Origin of the sequence: Rhizobium sp. P40RR-XXII (genome assembly GCF_012641405.1) — a bacterium.
In the GTDB taxonomy this organism is placed as follows: Bacteria; Pseudomonadota; Alphaproteobacteria; order Rhizobiales; family Rhizobiaceae; genus Rhizobium.
In genome coordinates this window covers 402,687-421,556 of the sequence record NZ_JABAII010000003.1, presented here as the reverse complement: position 1 = coordinate 421,556, position 18,870 = coordinate 402,687, and the positions used below count along the sequence as shown (strand labels likewise).

Below are 18,870 nucleotides of genomic sequence, written 5' to 3'. Positions count from 1 at the left end.
AGAACTGAAGGATAATCATAGTGTTCAATCGGCTGCGTCGTCAATCTAAGTTATTGAATAGTAGTTATATTTAGCACCATGGGATATTGTAGGGCTACCTATTTTGATCCTCGGAGCGGATGTAGACCTGCAGCGTGTAGCCGATGTGCTCCGTCATCAGCGCCTTGGCGCGTTCGAGATCGCGGTCGAGGGCGGCCTCCATCAGCGCCGTGTGATGCTCGATCGCCATCGCGTCCTTGAGCGCTGCCACCGCCTTCTCATAACCGGCGGAAAGGCCCGCGGTCGCGCGTTGCGTCGGCGCCAGACCGAGGAAACGGTGGTGGCGCCGAAGTTGATCGGTAATGGTGGACTGGAAGCGTTTGAGCCAATTTGATGTCGCAGCGCTTACCAGCGCGGCATGGAAGGCAGAATGCTTCTCATCCCACTCGTCGGCCATCTCTTCGGAAGCAGAATCCGGCACGATCTTGCAGCGCGACAAGCGGTAATGCGCCGTCACCACGGCAGATTCCCAATCCGGGCCGCCTTTTTCAATCGATTCCATGAACAGCGGCAGCTCGACGACCATCCGCGCACGCATAAGGTCTTCCAGCTCCGCCCTGGAAACAGGGGCGACCGCGAAGCCGCGATTGCTGACGGCCGTCACCAGCTTCTCGGCTTCCAGCCGCGACAGAGCCTCGCGAAGCGGAGTCCAGCCGACTCCATAGGCCTCCCGCAGAGCCCCGAGCCGCAGGGATGCGCCAGGCCTGAGCTTCGTATTGAGGATATCGCGTCGCAACAGCCAATAGGCCGCCTCGGTCTTGCTCAACGCGTCGGTGTCCTGCATGCGGCCTGTCCTTCCTCCGCGACGTCCGGATTATATATAAAACTCCCCTATGCAGAAATATATATATCAAAGGTGCAGATAGTGCACATCATATATCTCAATTTGACAGGCTTGCAGCAGTCGCTATGATCCCCTGCAAGAGGCCCGAAGGAACACGGCTCCTTGTCACATCCGGGAGGAAAATATGCTGAGATCTACATCCAAATGGCTGTCCAGCCTGGTGGTCGCCGGCGCCTTCGTGGCCAGTGCCGCCACCGCATCGGCCGAACCCATTAAGATCGCAATCGCCAATTTCGGTGAACATCCGCAGCTCAATGCTTCGATCGCCGGCTTCAAGAAAGCGCTTGCCGACAACGGTTTCGTCGAAGGCAAGGACGTCGTCTACTCCGAGAGCAACACGAGCTTCGACGCGTCGCTCGTGCCGCAGATGATCGCCAAGCTGCAGTCCGAACATCCGAAGCTAATGTATACGGTCACGACCCCCGTATCGCAGATCGCCAAGAAGGCGCTCGCCGGCTCCGGCATTCCGATCGTCTTCACCGCCGTCACGGATCCGGTCGCCGCCAAGCTTGTTCCTTCGTGGGATTCGGGTGACGTCGGTATCACCGGCTCGAGCGACCTGCAGGACATTTCCGCCATCCTGACCTTCACCAAGAAGCTGCTGCCGAACGCCAAGCGGCTTGGCGTGCCTTACAATCCCGGCGAGGCCAATGACGTCGCGCTGATCGACAAGGTCAAGGCCGCCGCTCCGGCAGCGGGCTTCGAAGTGGTTCCGGTCGGCGTCGATAACGTCAACGACATCCAGCAGCGCATCGCGTCGCTCGCCGGCAAGGCGGATGTCATCTATACGCCCGCCTCCAACCTGCTGCAGCCGGCAATCCCGGCCGTTGCCGCCGCTGCCCGCCAGGCGCAGATCCCGATCGTCAATTCCGACGACGCCGCGGTTCGCAACGGCGTCGTGCCGGCAAGCTTTGCCGTCAACTACGAGCAGGTCGGTGAAAATGCCGGCAAGATCGCCGCGCAGATCCTTAAAGGCGCCGATCCGAAGACGATCAAGCCCGCCGTTCCGGCCTATAAAGACCACGCGCCGCTGATCAACAAGACCGTGTTGAAGGCATTCGGCGCCGACGTTCCGGCTTCGCTTGCCGATTGCAATTGCTTCACGAAGTGATAGGCGGCATCTTCTAGGGATAATCCGATCCATGGCGGCGTCAAGGACGCCGCCATTTCATAACCCTATTCCGCAGGGGAGGCACGGATGCTTGATATCAAATCCGCGCGCAAGGTTTTCTACAAAGGCCAGCCCGACGAAAAGGTCGCGCTCAATGGCCTGACGCTCTCCCTCAAGTCTGGCGAATTCGGCGTCGTCATCGGTTCGAACGGCGCCGGCAAGAGCAGCATGCTGAATGCGATCTCAGGTGCTCTCAGCCTCGATTCCGGTCAGATCCTCATCAATGGCGATGATGTCACGGGCACGCCGGTCCATAAGCGCGCCGCGCGCCTCGCCCGCGTGTTCCAGGACCCGATGAAGGGAACCGCCGCCAGCATGACGGTCGGTGAGAACATGCTCCTGGCGGAACTGCGCGGTAAAAGCAGAGGATTTCGCCCCGGCCTGAATGCCGCCCGTCTTGCCGCCTACAAGGAGCGCCTCGCCGTTCTCGGCCTCGGCCTGGAAAACCGGCTGGATACGAAGGTCGAGCTGCTTTCCGGCGGCCAGCGTCAATCGTTGTCCCTCATCATGGCGGTCGGCGGCTCGCCCGACGTGCTGCTGCTCGATGAACATACCGCAGCGCTCGATCCGCGCACGGCCGACATCGTCATGCAGGCAACGGTACGCACCGTCGAGGCGCTGAAGCTGACGACATTGATGGTGACGCACAACATGCAGCACGCCGTCGATTTCGGCGACAGCATCATCATGCTCGATGCCGGCCGCGTGCATCTCGAAATTGCCGGGGAAGGCAAGCGGCGCATCACCGTGCCCGAGCTGATTGGCCACTTCGCCGTCAAGACCGACCGCATGCTGCTGGTGAGCTGATATCATGATGGATTTCGTACAGACAACCGTCTCAAGCTTCGTCTCGCTCATTCCGGTCACGCTGGCGCAGAGCTTTATCCTGAGCTTCGTCGTCCTCGGTATCATGATCCCCTTCCGGATGCTGAGCTTTCCCGACCTGACCAGTGAAGGCGCGTTTCCGCTCGGCGGCTGCGTCTGCGGCATTTTGCTGGCCGCCGGCGTCGCGCCGCCGCTCGCGATCGCCGTTGCCTTTGTCGTCGGGTTGGCCGCCGGCTGCTGCACGGCCATCATCCATTTGCGCTTCCGTATTCATACGTTGCTCGCCGGCATCCTGATGTCGACCATGCTTTACAGCGTCAATCTCGGCATCATGGGCAAATCGAACCTTTCCGTCTTCGGCTCGCCGACGGTATTCGACTGGGTGCCGTTCGCGACCCCGGGCTTCCCCACAAGTAAGATCGTGGTCGCCGGCATCCTTGCTCTTATCGTGCTGATGGCCCTCAATCTCTATTTCAAGACGGAAAAAGGCACGGCCATGCGTGCCGTCGGCTCCAATCCCGACATGGCCGAGGCGCAGGGCATCAATGTCTGGGCAGCGACCATCGGCGGTGTCGGGATCGCCAGCGCCCTTTCCGCCGCCAGCGGCGCGCTCATGGTCCAGTCACAGGGCTTTGCCGACGTCAACATGGGCATCGGCATCCTGATCAACGGCCTGGCAGCCCTGATGATCGGTGAAGCCTTCACCGGCAAGCAGACCGTGCTTAGACAGTTGCTGGCGCCCTTCGTCGGCTCGATCATTTACTACCAGCTCGTCTCGCTCTGCCTTGCCGCCGGCATGCCGCCGCCGAACCTGAAGCTCGCCACGGGCCTGTTCGTGCTCATCATGCTGGCACTGCCAAGCATTCGTCGCAGCCGCGGCGGAGCGGCCACCCGAGAAACCATTCGCGAATAAGTTTACGAGGCAACGACTTATGGACAGCCTTCCCGATCTCGCGGCCGTCGAGGCCATGGACGAGGCCGACCCGCTGCGCGCTTTTCGCAGCCGCTTTGCCCTGCCGGCGGGCGTCATCTATCTCGACGGCAATTCGCTCGGCGCTGCGTCGCACGAAGTCTTTGCCGAAGTGCGCCAGGCCGCCATGGAGGAATGGGGCAACGGCCTGATCCGTAGCTGGAACAGCGCCGGATGGTTTCATCTGCCGCTCGAGCTCGGCGACCGTATCGGCCGGCTGATTGGTGCAGCCGAAGGCCAGACCGTGGTGACCGACTCCACGTCGATCAACATCTACAAGACCTTGCACGCTGCTCTGGCAATGCGGCCCGATCGCAATGTCATCGTGGCGGAGGGCGATAGTTTCCCGACCGATCTTTACATGGCGGAGGGTGTGGCGTCGACACGATCTGGCCTGACGCTCCGCCTCGAGGGTCGCGATGCCGGCACGATCGAGGAATTGATCGACGACAGCGTCGCCGTCGTCCTCGTCAACCATGTCAACTACAAGAGCGGTGAGCTGCGCGACATGGCGGCGCTAACGAAGCGCATACAGGCCGCCGGTGCACTCGTCATCTGGGATCTGTGCCACAGCGCCGGCGCCCTGCCCGTGGATATCGACGGTACAGGCGCTGATTTCGCTGTCGGCTGCACCTACAAATATCTGAATGGCGGCCCCGGTGCGCCGGCCTTCATCTATGCCGCGCAGCGTCATCACGCGTCGATCGTCCAGCCGCTCAGCGGCTGGTGGAGCCATGCCCGCCCCTTCGCTTTCGAACGGGGCTTCGATGGCGACGCCGGCATTAAGCGTTTTCTCTGCGGCACGCAGCCGATCTTGTCGCTGCGAGCGTTGAAGGGCGCCTTGGCCATCTGGGCTGAAGTGGACATGAAGGCCCTGCGCGCAAAGAGCATCGCGCTTACCGAACTCTTCATCCGGCTGGTCGGAGCGAAATGCGGCCAATATGGCGTCGAGCTCGAGACGACCCGCGACAGCGAAAGACGCGGCAGCCAGGTCTCCTTCAAGCACGACAATGGCTATGAGATCATGCAGGCACTGATCGAGCGTGGCGTCATCGGCGATTTCCGGGCTCCCTCGACGCTGCGCTTCGGTTTCACGCCGCTTTACGTCGGCTATCGTGACGTCTGGCGAGCCGTCACCGTACTGGAGGAAATCCTGAGCAGCGGATCGTGGCAGGACGCGCGCTTTGCCGTACGTTCGGCGGTGACCTGAGCCGCAGAGACGGGTAGCCGGAAAGAGGGAGCTGGACATGAGCTATTTCAAGGTCACCGATTGGGAGAGCGCCTATACCAACGGCGCCTATATCGTCGACGGTGACAGCTGGCCGGCGGCCTGGGTCGAGCCGGCCAAAGCCTTCCGCGATAGCCTGATGGCAGCGGGACGGGCAAAGCTCGATCTCGCTTATGGTTCCGCCGAGCGCAATCGCTTCGATCTCTTTCTGCCCGAAGGCCAGCCGACGGGATTGGTGGTCTTCGTCCATGGAGGCTATTGGCTGCAACTGGACAAAAACTACTGGTCGCACCTCGCCGCCGGCTCGATTGCGGCCGGCTACGCAGTCGCAATCCCATCCTACACGCTCTGCCCGGAAAATCGCATCGGCGGAATCGGCAAGGAGATCGCAACCGCGATCATGGCGGTAGCCGAGATGGTCGATGGGCCAATCATCCTGACCGGGCATTCGGCCGGAGGTCAGCTTGTCGCCCGCATGATGACGACGACATCGCCGCTCGGCGAGGCCACCCGCAAGCGCATCCGCCACGTTCTTGCCATTTCCGGCGTGCACGACCTGCGCCCGATCATGAAGCGCGCCATGAACGAGCAGCTTCGCATCGATTTCATCGAGGCAAGGGCCGAAAGCCCGGCCCTGCTGGAGCCGGTCGAAGCCGTACGCCTCACGTGCTGGGTCGGGGGTGCCGAACGGGCCGAATTCATCCGCCAGAACGCGCTGCTGGCCAATATCTGGACCGGGCTCGGTGCGGCGACGGAGGTCGTGGTCGAGCCGGACAAAAATCACTACACGGTTCTGGACGGCCTTATCGACGCCGATCATCCACTAACGCGGACCCTGCTCGCGGAATAGCAATCTCCCATTACCACAGGAATATGCCCTCGACGCCATTCAGGCCGAGGGCATTATATTGTCAGCTTTCGACGGGCGCATTCATCGCCCAAAGAACGCCGAATGGATCGCGGAGTTGGCCCCAGCGATCGCCCCAAAACATCACCTGCGGCCCGACGACGATCTCGGCCCCGGCATCGACGGCGCGCTTCCACCAGCTATCGAGGTCATCCACGACCAGCTGCATCACGAAAGATTGCGGCTTCTCCAGCGCATGACCATATTCGGGAAAGGCATCACCCAGCATCACCGAGCTGCCATTGATGTAGAGATGGATATGCATGGTCCGGCCCTTTTCGTCGACCGGAAACATGAAGGCCTGCTCTGCGCCGAAGGCGCGCTTGTAGAATTCGGCAGCTTTCGCGGCGCCGTCCACCGTCAGATAGGCCACCACGCCACCACGAACTGGCACGCGGGGCTGCTGAGATTGCGATTGTTCTACTGCATCGGTCATGTTCGTCTCCTTGGGAACGGTTCTGCATATCCGCCCTTATGATGGGCTGTCCCAAGGACGTTGGTCGATCACGACTTCCGACAATGGCGGTTGAAGTTTTTTGTTTTTTCGGGCCTCGCCTGTTCAGCCCTTCCGCGCGTCGTCCATACGCCTGCGTTCGGCAATCAGAGCCTGTCACAAGTCCATGGCATTCTGCGGCCATTGTTGCAGTGGCCCGTGGAGGCGGGCAAGCGCTCTCGCAAGGCCATCGATAGCGCCTATAATGAATATCGGAAGATGATCAAGGCGTTGATACAACGCGACCGAATCGCCTACGTCTATCCCATGAACCGCCATCTGCAGGCAGGCCGGCAATTCATCACGCCAAAGGCTGTTTGAGACATCCATTTCATAACGGACGCATGACATGAAAAGACAGACGCTCGACACCGGCTGGACCCTCTCGCGCCTTCGCGCACCCCCGACTGCGCCAACCCTGCCCAATTCGATCGCCGCCGCCGTGCCGGGCAACGTGCACCTCGACCTGATGGCAGCGCAGCTGATCACCGACCCCTATCTCGACGTCAACGAAATTTCGCAGGACTGGATCGGCCATTCCGCCTGGCGCTATCGCCTGGCTTTCGACTGGAATGGCGAGGACGCCGAGCGCATCGATCTTGCCTGCCTCGGGCTCGATACGGCGGCACGCCTGGAGCTGAATGGCACCCCCCTCGGCGAAACCCGCAACATGCATCGCAGCTACCGCTTCGATATCGGCGGTCACCTGAAAAACGGCCGCAACGAGCTGATCGTCGATTTCCAATCGGCCTACGAGCATGGCGAGGACGTGCGCAAGCAGCTCGGCAGCGCCGCCGACATCCCCCAGAACTATCCCGGCCCGAGCAATCTCATCCGCAAGATGGCCTGCAATTTCGGCTGGGACTGGGGTCCGAGCGTCGTCACCTCGGGTATCTGGAAACCGATCCTCATCCAGAGCTGGTCTAAGGCGCGCCTCGGCGGCATCCGCCCGGAAATCACGCTGCAGGGCAGCCAGGGCGTCGCGCGCCTGCACGTCGAGATCGAATGGGCTGACAAGGGCACGGATAGCGCGGCACTTATCCTGTCCATCGGCGGCAAGCGCGCGGAAGTTCGCGTCGCGCAGGGCGAGACCCACGCGCTGATCGAATGCCGGATCGACAATCCGCAGGTCTGGTGGCCGCATGGAATGGGCGGCCAGCCGCTTTACGATCTCGACCTGCAGCTGCTCGGCTCGGATGGCACGGCGCTCGATGGCTGGAAGCGACGCGTCGGCTTCCGTTCCGTGCGGCTGGATACGACAGTCGACGAAATCGGCTCTGCCTTCACCCTCGTCGTCAACGACGTGCCGGTCTTTGCCCGTGGCGCCAACTGGATCCCCGACGATTGCTTCCTGCCGCGCGTAACGCGCGAGCGTTATCGCGAGCGGATCGCCCAGGCCCGCGATGCCAATATGAATATGCTGCGCGTCTGGGGCGGCGGCATCTATGAGACCGATACGTTCTACGAGGAATGCGACGCCGCCGGCATCATGGTCTGGCAGGACTTCCTGTTTGCCTGCGCCACCTACCCCGAAGAAGAGCCGGTCTATAGCGAGATCGAGGCGGAAGCGCGCGAGGCGATCACACGGCTGATGCCCTATACCTCGTTAGTCATCTGGAACGGCAACAATGAGAATATCTGGGGCTATTTCGACTGGGGCTGGCAGGATGTGCTCGGCAATCGCCCCTGGGGCGCCGGCTATTATCTCGACCTTCTGCCGAAGCTGGTGGCCGAGATCGATCCAACACGTCCCTATTGGCCTGGTAGCCCCTATTCCGGTTCCATGGAAATCGCGCCGAACGCGGACGAGCACGGCTGCAAGCACATCTGGGATGTCTGGAACGAGGTCGGCTACGAGACCTATCGCAACTATATCCCTCGTTTCTGCTCCGAATTCGGATGGCAGGCGCCGCCGACCTTCGCAACATTGGCTCAGTCCGTTCGCGAGAAGGACCGTGCGCCGGCCTCGCCAGGCGTCCTGCATCATCAAAAGGCGACCACCGGCAATGACAAGCTGCTGATGGGGCTGGAGGGCCGGTTCCCGCCGCCGGAAAATTTCGACGACTGGCTTTTCGTGACGCAGCTCAACCAGGCGCGTGCGATCAGCTACGGTATCGACCATATGCGTTCGCATAGGCCGACCTGCATGGGCACCATCGTCTGGCAGCTCAACGACTGCTGGCCGGTCACCTCCTGGGCAGCCATCGATGGCGCCGGCAGGAAGAAGCCGCTCTGGTATGCCTTGAAGCAGAGCTATGCACCACATCTCCTCACCATCCAGCCGCGCGGCGATGGCCTGGCTGCGGTCGCAATCAACGACGCAACCCTGTTCTGGCGCGTGCCCTTCACCGTCGAACGCTTCGACTTCAACGGCACGCTGCTTGCCCGTCATCACGTCTGGCGCATCCTTTGCGATCGCTTCGAGAATACCGACATCGAGATCCCGGCCGAGGTCGCGACCCCCGCCGATCCGCGTCGGGAATTTTTGCGCGCCCGTCTCGGCGACGCAGAAGCCTGGTGGTTCTTCGAGAAGGATATGAAGCTGCAATACCCACAGCCTCGCTTCGATCTCGAGAGCACCCAGACGACCGACGGGATTGCTGTCACCATCACGGCACAGTCGTTCCTGCGCGATCTCTGCCTGTTCGTCGATCGCATCAGCCCAAATGCCGAAGTCGACGACATGCTGGTCAATCTCACGCCCGGCGAAAGCAGGAGGTTCAAGGTCAAAGGCCTTTCCAAGGAGGCCTTCGACGATGCCGACCTGTCGGCGATCCTACGCACGGCCAATCAGGTTGCCCAGCCTCCGCACCATTGAAACCGGGGATCGCTTCGATCGGATTATCCGGCGCATTGCGCCGGATATGTCCTCATAGCATCCGCAATTCATCGCCAGGAATTGCGGGTGCGAGTAGGAAAATGCCTATGATCGGGCACCGCCTTGTGATCTGAAGGACATCGCGATTTTGCAGATTCGCTCATTGCCCTTCAAATCATTTTTTTCGCATGTCGTTGTCGCAAAACCGCTGCACACTTTTACGCGACATGCTTTAGTGCCCTCATCCGATCCATGAATCAGCGAGACCACGCTTATGTCCTCGGACTCCAATCGCAGCTTTCAAACGCCCCGTCGCGAAGAACTCGGTCTTATCACGCTCGGTAACACCGCCGGGCTTTCGGCTTCGGTCTTGCCGAACGGCACGTTGTTTTCGATCGACTTCGCCGACCAGCAGGGCGGCATCATGATCAACCAGGTGCTCGGTTCGCCTGTCTATGGCGGCATCGGCCGGCTCTATCTGCGCGTCGGCGGCGCAAAGCCGGCAACGGCCGAAATCGTCGGGCCCAAGGCTGCCGTGCAGTTCGGCCATGGCGGAAACGGTTTCTCCTGGAGCGGCGAGACGGCCGGCGTGAAGCATACGGTCAGCCTGCGGCTGCACCCGAGCGAGACCGCATGGTTCTGGCAGGTATCGCTGCAGAACACCACGAGCGCCACGGTTTCGGCCGATCTCATCCTCCTTCAGGACGTCGGCCTCGGCGACCGCGGCTTCTTGATGAACAGCGAAGCCTATGCCTCGCAATATATCGATCATCACATCGCCAGCCATGCCGCCTTCGGTCCCGTCGTCATGAACCGGCAGAACCTCAAGCAGGGCGGCGGGCGAAATCCCTGGCTCGCGCAGGGCTGCCTCGAAGGTGCCGCGGCTTACGCGACCGATGCGATCCAGCTCCTTGTGCCATCAAAGGGCAACGACGGCGTCATGGTGCCGGGTTTCGGCAATGATCTGCCGAGCATGCGCCGCCAGCACGAGGTCGCCTGCCCGGCAATCCAGTCAAAGCCGCTTTCGCTCGCAGCCGGGGATACGACCACGACGACCTTCTTCGGTCTCTTCATTGCCGATCATCCGGCCGCCTCCAGCGATGCCGATCTCGCCCATCTCGATGGCTTGCCGAAGCTTCAGAGCGAGCTCGCGGTAGACGCGATATCGGCCGCGCGGTCGGTGCGCAGTCTCGTGCAGGACGCGCCGCTTGCCGAGAGCGATAGCCTCGACCAAGCCGCGATCGATGCGCTCTACCCCAAGCGGATGCTGGAAGAGCATGCGGATGGAAAACTGCTCTCCTTCTTCGTGCCGGATGGGTCGCATAACAGGCACATCGTGCTGCGCGAAAAGGAGCGGCTGGTGGCGCGCCGCCACGGCGCCATCGTCCGCAGCGGCCAGAACATGCTGCTCGATGACCAGACACTGGCCGCCACCTGCTGGATGCAGGGCATCTTCGCCGCGCAGCTGACCATCGGCAACACGTCCTTCCACAAGCTCTTCTCCGTTTCCCGCGACCCCTACAACCTGACACGATCGAGCGGCCTTCGCATCCTCGTCGACCTCGGCGATGGCTGGCGCCTGCTTGGTGTGCCCGCTGCCTTCGAAATGGGCTTGAGCGATACACGCTGGATCTACCGGCTTTCCGGCCGCACCATTTCAGTCTCGGCAATCGCATCCGGCGACGATCCGGCCATGCAATGGAGCGTTACGGTGGAGGGCGAAGCCTGCCGCTTCCTCGTGTTCGGTCACATCGTCCTCGGCGAGCGCGACTATGAGGCCTTGGCGAATATCGCAGTCGACGCGGCGGCCAAGCGCATCTCTTTCCGGCCGCAACCATCCTGGCTCTGGGATCGCTACCCGAAAGCGAGCTACCATCTCGTCACCTCGACCCCGGATGCGTTCGACGCCGTTGGCGGCGATGAACTACTCTATAGCGACGGCACCGCCCGCAATGGCGCGTTCATCGCGCTGAAATCGCACTCGACGAAGGAATTGCGTTTTGCCGTCACGGGCTCGATGACCGATCCGGATGCGGCCGAAGCTCTTGCCGCGCGCTATAGTGCCGGTGTCGAAAGCGAAGAGATGCTGGCGCCGGCGCGCCACTTCTGGAGCCATGTGACGCGGGGCGCGCGCATCGAGGGTGATGGCCGAGATGTGGCGGCGCAGGCCGTGATGCTGCCCTGGATCGCGCATGACGCCATCATCCATCTGAGCGTGCCGCATGGCCTCGAACAATATACGGGGGCTGCCTGGGGAACGCGCGACGTCTGCCAGGGGCCGATCGAATTTCTGCTTGCCTACGAGCATGACGAAGAGGCCCGGCAGATCCTCTTGACGCTCTTTTCCGAGCAGTATCGCGATCGCGGCGACTGGCCGCAATGGTTCATGCTGGAGCCCTATGCCAATATCCGCGCCGGCGAGGCGCATGGCGATATCGTCGTCTGGCCGCTGAAGGCGCTCTGCGATTATATCGAGGCGACGGGCAACATCACCTTCCTTGCCGAAACGGTGCCGTGGCGCGCCGACGACACGATGCAGCTGACCGCCGAGCACGCAACAATCTCCGATCACATTGAGAAGCTGCTGGAAACGGTGCGCAGCCGCTTCGTGCCGGGCACGAGCCTCATCCGCTACGGCGAAGGCGACTGGAATGACAGCCTGCAGCCGGCCGATCCGCATCTGCGCGACTGGATGGTAAGCAGCTGGACAGTATCGCTGCTTTACGAGCAGCTGGTGCGCTACGCCAGCATCCTGACGCTCGCCAGCCGCAACGAGGAAGCGCAATCGCTTCAGGCAACCGCGGTCGCCATGCGCGCCGATTTCAATCGGCTGCTGATGCGCGACGGCATCGTTGCCGGCTACGGCGTCTTCGATCCGAGCCATGACGGCGTGGAATTGCTGCTGCATCCTGAGGATACGCGCACTGGGCTGCACTATTCGCTGATCGCGATGACGCAGCCGATGATCGGCGGCCTGTTCACGCCCGATCAGCGCCACGCCCACATGAAGATCATTCGCGAGAACCTGCTGTTCCCGGACGGCGTGCGGCTGATGGAAAAACCGGCGACCTATTCCGGAGGCCCGGAAAAGCTCTTCCGCCGCGCCGAATCCTCGTCCTTCTTCGGTCGCGAGATCGGGCTCATGTATGTGCACGCGCATCTGCGCTACTGCGAAGCGCTCGCCCTTGACGACGATGCAGAAGCCGTGTGGCAGGCGCTGGCACTCGCCAACCCGATCGCCGTCAGCGGCCGAGTGGAGCGTGCGTCGCTGCGCCAGCGCAACACCTATTTCAGCAGCAGCGACGCGGCCTTCGACGACCGCTATCAGGCGTCGTCGGAATGGTCGCGCGTCAAGGCCGGCGATATTGCCGTCGATGGCGGCTGGCGCATCTATTCGAGCGGCCCCGGTCTTTATACCAAGAGCCTGATCGGTAACGCCTTCGGCTTCAAGCGGCAATTCGGCCAGCGCATCCGCGAGCCACTATTGCCGGCCTCGATCGGCGCCTGCGAGGTCAAGCTGGACTTCAAGGCTTGAGCTATCAAACGCAAAAAGGAAGCCGCTGAGCGGCTCCCTTATTCGTTGGACTATCAGCGTCAGGCCGCTTCGTCCCAGACCGGTGCCAGACCGTCGGGGCTGACGATGCGGCCGCTCGGCTGCGCGAGAGCGTGGACCGCGGCCATCTCCTCCTGCGAAAGCGCGAAATCGAAAATGGCGGCATTTTCCGCCGCGCGGGCTTCCGACACGGTCTTGGAAAGGACGATCAGCCCCTGCTGCACGACCCAGCGCAGAACGATCTGGGCAATCGATCTGCCATGCCGGCCAGCGATGTCCTTCAGCACCGGATCGGTAAGCACCTTGCCATCCGCCATGGCGTAATAAGCGGTCACCGATATGCCGAGGCTGGCGGCGGTCTCCAGGATAGGCGACTGGTCGAGATAGGGATGATATTCGACCTGGTTGGTGACGAGCGGCAGATCGCTGAGCCGAACCGCCTCGCGCACCAAGGCCCGGTTGAAGTTGGACACGCCGATATGGCGAACCTTGCCAGCCTTCGCGACCTCATTCAGTGCGCCGATCTGCTCGGCCAGCGGCACGGCATCATTCGGCCAGTGCAGAAGCAGGAGGTCGACATAATCAGTCTTCAGCTTCTTCAGGCTTTCATCCACCGAGGCGATGAAAGCATCGCGGCGATAATTTTCGACCCAGACCTTGGTGGTTAGGAACAGATCGGCGCGAGCCATGCCCGAACGAAGGATGCCGCCGCCGACTTCGGCCTCGTTGCCATAGATCTGCGCGGTATCGATATGGCGATAACCATTGCCGAGAACATGCGCGACCATGCGTTCGGTGTCCGGGCCTGGCATACGGAACGTGCCGAAACCAAGAGCGGGAATGGATGCGCCATTGGCGCTGACGGTTTTCATGAATGATCCTTTCGATTGCAGGGTTCGATCAGGCGGCGCAGGAGACGGCCTGAGCAGCGGAAGCCGAGCGGCGGTCGAGCGCGCCGCTCCACAGGGTGAGCACCAGGGCCGCGACTACCAGGATCGCGCCGACCCAAGGCGTGGCGCTAAGGCCAAGGGAGGATTCGACCACCAGCCCGCCGATCCAGGCTCCGGCTGCGATGCCGAGATTGAAGGCGGCGATATTGAGCGCCGAGGCGACATCGACGGCGGCGGGCCGAACCTGCCGGGCAAGCTGGACGACATAAAGCTGCAGGCCCGGCACATTGGCGAAGGACAGGAAGCCAAGCGCCGCAAGCGTCGGGATGGCAAGCCAGGGCGAGACCGCCGTAAAGCTGAAGAGGACAAGCACGACAGCCTGGGCGACAAAGAGCCACGTCAGCGCACGGACAGGATTGCCATTGGCGAGACGGCCACCCACGACGTTGCCGATGGCAATGGCGATACCATAGAGTACGAGGATGAGGCTGACGGCGGAGGCGGCAAAACCGGTGACTTCCTGCAGGATCGAGGCCAGGAAGGTGAAGGCGACGAAGGTGCCGCCGTAGCCGAGCGCCGTCATGGCGAAGACGATCAGCAACCGACCGCTTGCAAGCACGCGGACCTGTTCGCCGATGCTTGCCGGCGGCGCCTTCTTCAGACTGGACGGCAGAAGCAAAAGGATGCCGGCAAAGGCAATGACGCCAAGGCCCGCGACGGCCGCGAAAGTCGCGCGCCAGCCGAAGGTCTGACCGATGAAAGTGCCAAGCGGAACACCTGTCACGATGGCAACCGTCAGGCCCATGAACATCATGGCAATCGCCGAAGCACGGCGGTTTTCCGGAACGAGGTCGGCGGCAATGGTGGATCCTACCGAGAAGAAGACGCCATGGGCAAAGGCCGAAAGCACGCGCGCGACGAGCAGCGGCATATAGCCAGGGCTCAGGGCAGCCATGCCGTTGCCGACGATGAACAGGGCCATCAAGCCGAGCAGCAGCGGCTTGCGATCGATACGGCCAGTAAGTGCCGTGAGGATCGGCGCGCCGAAGGTAACCCCGAGCGCATAGACGCTGACAATGAGACCTGCAAGCGGCAGGTTGATATGGAGGTCGTTCGCCACGGTGGGCAAAAGACCGACGATGACAAATTCTGTTGTGCCGATCGCATAGGCAGCGATCGTCAAGGCAAACAAAGCGAGAGGCATGAGAGCACCCGATCAAATGGCAGCCGGAAACGCCGGATGCGCGAGTTCTTGTTCGGGCAGAATATGCCTCCGCGACATTCAATCGATAATCGGCTATATCAACTCAACACTTGTGAATTGAATTCAAAAGGCGAGTTGGAAATGGACAATCGCGCCGGCGAAATGGATGTCTTCGTTCAGGTGGCCGCACTTCGGAGCTTCTCGGCTGCAGGGCGCAAGCTGCGCCTTTCGCCCTCAGCCATCAGCAAGCTTGTGACCCGGCTGGAGAATCGGCTCGGCGCGCGCCTTCTGGTGCGGACGACACGCTCGCTGCAACTAACGCCGGAAGGCGAAGTGTATTTCGAGCGCGCGCAGGCCATTCTTGCCGACATCCATGAGACGGAGCGTATGGTCGCCGCTGGCGGGACGGCGGTGCCACGCGGCCGACTGCGTGTCAGCGCCTCCGTCGCTTTCGGGGTCCGCTGTCTCGTGCCGATCGTTCCCGATTTTCTGCAGTGCTTTCCAGAAATCGAACTCGATATCTCCCTTACCGATAGTGTCATCGATATCGTCGGTGAGCGGGCCGATGTCGCCATCCGCGTCGGATCGCTGCGCGACAGCTCCCTCAAGGCCCGCAAGCTACTCGACAGCCGCCGCATCATCGTTGCCTCCCCCGCCTATATCGGGAGAAATGGCTTGCCGGCGACGCCGGATGAGCTCGATCGTCACAATTGCCTGACCTTCAATTTCCGCCCGACCGCGGAAGATTGGCCATTCCGTGATCCGCTGACAGGCTCACACTTCGTCAAATTGGTGCGGGGCAATTTCCAGGCAAACAATGGCCCGACCGTGCGCAGTCTCTGCCTCGAAGGAATAGGACTCGCCCGCGTCGGCCAATTCCACGTCCAGCCCGATCTCGATGCCGGCAGGCTCGTGCCAGTTCTCGACGATTTCAATCCGGATGACATCGAGCATATCCATGCCGTCTATGCCGGCCATGAGCATCTGGCCGCCCGCATTCGCGCCTTTATCGACTTTCTGGTTAACCGAATCGGATAGAAGTAGCCGGATATTCAAAGGCCGGAGGCGGATTTGGAAACGGCGCTCTATCTCCCGATCAAGTCATTTCTCGAAGCGGCCGGCTATGCCGTGAAGGGCGAGATCGGCGGCTGCGACCTTGTCGGTTTGAGCGAAGGCGAGCTGCCCGTCGTCGTCATCTGCGAGCTGAAGCTGAGCTTCAATCTCGAGCTTATCCTGCAGGCCGTCGATCGCGCCGCGGCCAGCGACGAGGTCTGGATCGCCGCGCGCGTCTCGGCAAAGGGCAAGGGACGGGAAGGCGATCGTCGTTTCCGCGACCTTTGCCGCCGGCTCGGCTTCGGCATGCTGACCGTATCGGACGGCGATCTCGTGGATATCGTCGTCAGCCCCGTCTCGCCGATGCCGCGCAAGAATACCCGCCGTAGGTCACGCCTTGTCGAAGAACACCGCCGCCGCAAGGGCGATCCGGCGCTTGGCGGCAGCACGCGCAAGCCGATCATGACCGCCTATCGGCAACAGGCGCTTGCCTGCGCATCCGCGATCGAAAATGGCGTGCGCCGCCCCAAGGATATGCGCGACGCGGCACCGAAAGCGCCGCAAATTCTGAGAGATAACGTCTATGGCTGGTTCGAGCGCATCGACCGCGGCATCTACGCGCTGACGGAGCTTGGAACAGAAGCGCTCAAGAGATGGCCGACGCCTCAAAGATAAATGTGGAAAAATTCCGGCAGATCAACATTAAATTCATGTAATATCTTAAATTTTTGCAATAGAAACATGATCAATATTTAATTTGCAAAAGTAAATTTGCGGATCATATTATCTGTCAGCGCCAATTCATATTTATACTTCGCCTCCCGGAGTAAAGGGAAGCAAAGGCTCCCCGAAACGAATTGACGCGGCCCCATCCGACGCCTGTCCCGGACATGGACAAGACGCCAATTCGCCAACGACCTCGCAAGGGACTTTTGCCATGTCATCTCTTCTCCGCAAGCATCGCACCGCTGCCATTATAGGCGCCGCCATCATCGCCGGCGCTGGCGCCTTGCCCTTTGCCTTCAGCACGTCTGCCACCGTCGCCGCTGCAGCCGAGCCTGCCGGTATCATCGCGCCCGGCGGCTCTTTCGCTCCCATCGTCGATGCCGACAAGCCGGCCGTCGTTACCGTCACCACGACCATGAAGGCGACCGACACCAGCGCCGACGGCAACAATTCGCCAATGGACGAGCAGTTCCGGCAATTTTTCGAAAACCAGGGCATCCCCTTCCCGAAGCAGATGCCGCACCAACAGCAGAGCCAGCGCGCCATGGCGCTTGGTTCCGGTTTCATCATCAGCACCGATGGCGTCATCGTCACCAACAACCATGTCATCCAGAACGCCGTCGACATCAAGGTCACACTCGATGACGGCACCGAACTGCCCGCCAAGCTTTTGGGTGCCGACGTCAAGTCCGACCTTGCCGTTCTGAAGATTCAGGCCCCGAAGCCGCTCGCAACCATTGCCTGGGGTGATTCCGACAAGCTGAAGCTCGGCGATCAGATTCTGGCGATCGGCAACCCGTTCGGCATTGGCACGACGGTCACCGCCGGTATCGTCTCGGCCCGTGGCCGTGACCTGCACAGCGGCCCATATGACGACTTCATCCAGATCGACGCCCCGATCAATCATGGCAATTCCGGCGGGCCGCTGGTCGACCGTGAAGGCAATGTCGTCGGCATCAACACCGCCATCTACTCGCCGAATGGCGGCAGCGTCGGCGTCGGTTTCGCCATTCCGTCCGACGAGGCCAAGGCGATCGTCGCCAAGCTGGAAAAGAGCGGCTCGATCGATCACGGCTATCTCGGCGTCGCGATCCAGCCCGTGACCTCCGATATCGCCAATGCAATGGGCCTGCCGCAGACCCAGGGCGCGCTCGTTGCCAACGTCAACGACGATACGCCGGCCGCGCGCGCCGGCATTAAGAGCGGCGATATCGTCACCGCTGTCGGCAATGAGGCCGTCAAGACACCGAAGGACCTGTCGCGGCTGGTCGCCGATCTCTCCCCCGGCGACAAGCGCTCGGTCACGCTGTGGCGGAATGGCAAGAGCATGGACGTCAATGTCACCATCGGCGGCAATGACGACAGCAAGCAGGCTGCCAACGACAATGGCGACGGCAAGGTGCAGCCCTCCAACCAGCCGAGCATCGGCGTTGGCCTCGCCAATCTCACGCCCGATGTTCGTCAGCAGCTGAACCTGCCGCATGGCGTCGAGGGCGCCGTGGTTGCCAGCGTCAACCCGGACAAGCCGGCCGCCGCAGCTGGCATCCAGGCCGGCGACATCATCGTCTCGGTCAACGACCAGCCCGTCCGCAACGCCCATGAGGTCCAGACGGCCGTTGCGCAGGCAGGCAAGGATGGCCGCAAGTCCGTGCTGCTCCTGATCGAGCGCGACGGCAACAAGACCTTCGTCGCCGTGCCGTTCTCGGCCGCTTGAAAAGCCGAAACGTCCTCCAGTCGGCCCGCTTCCTCCCAGGCAGCGGGCCGATTGCCGTTACGTCACCAGTAATCCCTGGCGCTCCGCAAGGCCGATTGTCGCCAGCGTGCCGGCATTGAAAGGCAGGAAGTCGGCTTCGATGCCGACACTGAAGATGACGCCATCTCGGAGACGACGGTCATCGGCTCGATCTCGCAATCTTCATTTTGGCTCGGACGGCTCCTCCGCCGTCTTCTCGATAAATCGGCCTTCCGCAAGCGCATCGCGGATTTCATCGAGCCGATAGCAGGCGAATGCGCCGCGCCAGCAACCGCCCCGCCCAGCTCTATCGGCTCAAGCAGGCACGCTCGACCGTCTTCTTCAACCGAACGATCTGAGACGCTGAATTTCCACAGAAGAGGCAGCTCTGCTTTGACATAGGACTCTTTTTGTCCA

Annotated in this window: 16 protein-coding genes and 1 pseudogene; 12 read left to right on the top strand and 5 right to left on the bottom strand. The window is 61.7% G+C overall.

From position 1 onward, the window contains the following. Positions 1–94: 94 nt before the first annotated feature. Positions 95–823: a GntR family transcriptional regulator gene (locus tag HGP16_RS08325; protein WP_168839533.1), complete on the bottom strand. Its 729-nt coding sequence runs from the start codon at positions 821–823 to the stop codon at positions 95–97. 184 nt (positions 824–1,007) lie between these two features. Between HGP16_RS08325 and HGP16_RS08320 the strand changes: the two genes are divergently transcribed. The 5 genes from HGP16_RS08320 (at position 1,008) to HGP16_RS08300 (ending at position 5,927) form a co-directional block, all read left to right on the top strand. Continuing rightward, positions 1,008–1,994 (top strand): ABC transporter substrate-binding protein, encoded by a 987-nt coding sequence (locus tag HGP16_RS08320; RefSeq protein WP_168839532.1) that lies wholly within the window; start codon positions 1,008–1,010, stop codon positions 1,992–1,994. Positions 1,995–2,081: 87 nt separating this feature from the next. After that, complete coding sequence (locus HGP16_RS08315) at positions 2,082–2,861, top strand: ABC transporter ATP-binding protein (RefSeq protein ID WP_168839531.1); 780 nt, start codon at positions 2,082–2,084, stop codon at positions 2,859–2,861. A gap of 7 nt (positions 2,862–2,868) precedes the next feature. Further along, positions 2,869–3,792, top strand: coding sequence for an ABC transporter permease (locus HGP16_RS08310; protein WP_168839657.1), 924 nt, complete (start codon positions 2,869–2,871; stop codon positions 3,790–3,792). Between the two features lie 19 nt (positions 3,793–3,811). Then, on the top strand, positions 3,812–5,059 hold the full coding sequence (gene kynU, locus HGP16_RS08305) for a kynureninase (RefSeq protein WP_168839530.1): 1,248 nt from the start codon (positions 3,812–3,814) through the stop codon (positions 5,057–5,059). Positions 5,060–5,096: 37 nt separating this feature from the next. Then, the gene (locus tag HGP16_RS08300) at positions 5,097–5,927 is read left to right on the top strand and encodes an alpha/beta hydrolase (RefSeq protein ID WP_168839529.1); all 831 of its coding nucleotides are present in this window, start codon (positions 5,097–5,099) and stop codon (positions 5,925–5,927) included. Between the two features lie 61 nt (positions 5,928–5,988). Here the strand turns inward: HGP16_RS08300 and HGP16_RS08295 are convergent, their stop codons facing one another. After that, positions 5,989–6,420 carry a glyoxalase/bleomycin resistance/extradiol dioxygenase family protein gene (locus HGP16_RS08295; protein ID WP_168839528.1) on the bottom strand — a complete coding sequence of 144 codons (432 nt, stop codon included), beginning with the start codon at positions 6,418–6,420 and terminating at the stop codon, positions 5,989–5,991. A 90-nt stretch (positions 6,421–6,510) separates the two neighbouring features. Here HGP16_RS08295 and HGP16_RS08290 point away from each other — a divergent pair, with 90 nt between their 5' ends. The 3 genes from HGP16_RS08290 (at position 6,511) to HGP16_RS08280 (ending at position 12,830) form a co-directional block, all read left to right on the top strand. Next, entirely contained in the window at positions 6,511–6,798 is a 288-nt protein-coding gene (locus HGP16_RS08290; RefSeq protein ID WP_205926371.1) for an FCD domain-containing protein, read from the top strand. 28 nt (positions 6,799–6,826) lie between these two features. Further along, positions 6,827–9,295: a glycoside hydrolase family 2 protein gene (locus HGP16_RS08285; RefSeq protein ID WP_168839527.1), complete on the top strand. Its 2,469-nt coding sequence runs from the start codon at positions 6,827–6,829 to the stop codon at positions 9,293–9,295. Between the two features lie 274 nt (positions 9,296–9,569). After that, positions 9,570–12,830: a GH36-type glycosyl hydrolase domain-containing protein gene (locus HGP16_RS08280; protein WP_168839526.1), complete on the top strand. Its 3,261-nt coding sequence runs from the start codon at positions 9,570–9,572 to the stop codon at positions 12,828–12,830. Between the two features lie 59 nt (positions 12,831–12,889). Here HGP16_RS08280 and HGP16_RS08275 read toward each other — a convergent pair whose 3' ends face one another. Then, positions 12,890–13,720, bottom strand: coding sequence for an aldo/keto reductase (locus HGP16_RS08275; RefSeq protein WP_168839525.1), 831 nt, complete (start codon positions 13,718–13,720; stop codon positions 12,890–12,892). Between the two features lie 28 nt (positions 13,721–13,748). Continuing rightward, on the bottom strand, positions 13,749–14,942 hold the full coding sequence (locus tag HGP16_RS08270; protein ID WP_168839524.1) for an MFS transporter: 1,194 nt from the start codon (positions 14,940–14,942) through the stop codon (positions 13,749–13,751). Positions 14,943–15,083: 141 nt separating this feature from the next. On the opposite strand from HGP16_RS08270, the gene HGP16_RS08265 reads away from it, so the two are divergent. The 3 genes from HGP16_RS08265 (at position 15,084) to HGP16_RS08255 (ending at position 18,435) form a co-directional block, all read left to right on the top strand. Continuing rightward, on the top strand, positions 15,084–15,980 hold the full coding sequence (locus tag HGP16_RS08265) for a LysR family transcriptional regulator (RefSeq protein ID WP_168839523.1): 897 nt from the start codon (positions 15,084–15,086) through the stop codon (positions 15,978–15,980). A 33-nt stretch (positions 15,981–16,013) separates the two neighbouring features. Continuing rightward, complete coding sequence (locus tag HGP16_RS08260) at positions 16,014–16,670, top strand: DUF2161 domain-containing phosphodiesterase (RefSeq protein WP_168839522.1); 657 nt, start codon at positions 16,014–16,016, stop codon at positions 16,668–16,670. Positions 16,671–16,932: 262 nt separating this feature from the next. Further along, positions 16,933–18,435 (top strand): DegQ family serine endoprotease, encoded by a 1,503-nt coding sequence (locus tag HGP16_RS08255; RefSeq protein ID WP_168839521.1) that lies wholly within the window; start codon positions 16,933–16,935, stop codon positions 18,433–18,435. A 57-nt stretch (positions 18,436–18,492) separates the two neighbouring features. On the opposite strand, the gene HGP16_RS08250 is transcribed toward HGP16_RS08255, so the two are convergent. Continuing rightward, positions 18,493–18,633, bottom strand: coding sequence for a hypothetical protein (locus tag HGP16_RS08250; RefSeq protein ID WP_246703280.1), 141 nt, complete (start codon positions 18,631–18,633; stop codon positions 18,493–18,495). Positions 18,634–18,654: 21 nt separating this feature from the next. On the opposite strand from HGP16_RS08250, the pseudogene HGP16_RS34665 reads away from it, so the two are divergent. Beyond that, positions 18,655–18,812 (top strand): annotated as a pseudogene (locus HGP16_RS34665) (NrtR DNA-binding winged helix domain-containing protein); the annotation flags it as partial. Positions 18,813–18,870: the final 58 nt, after the last annotated feature.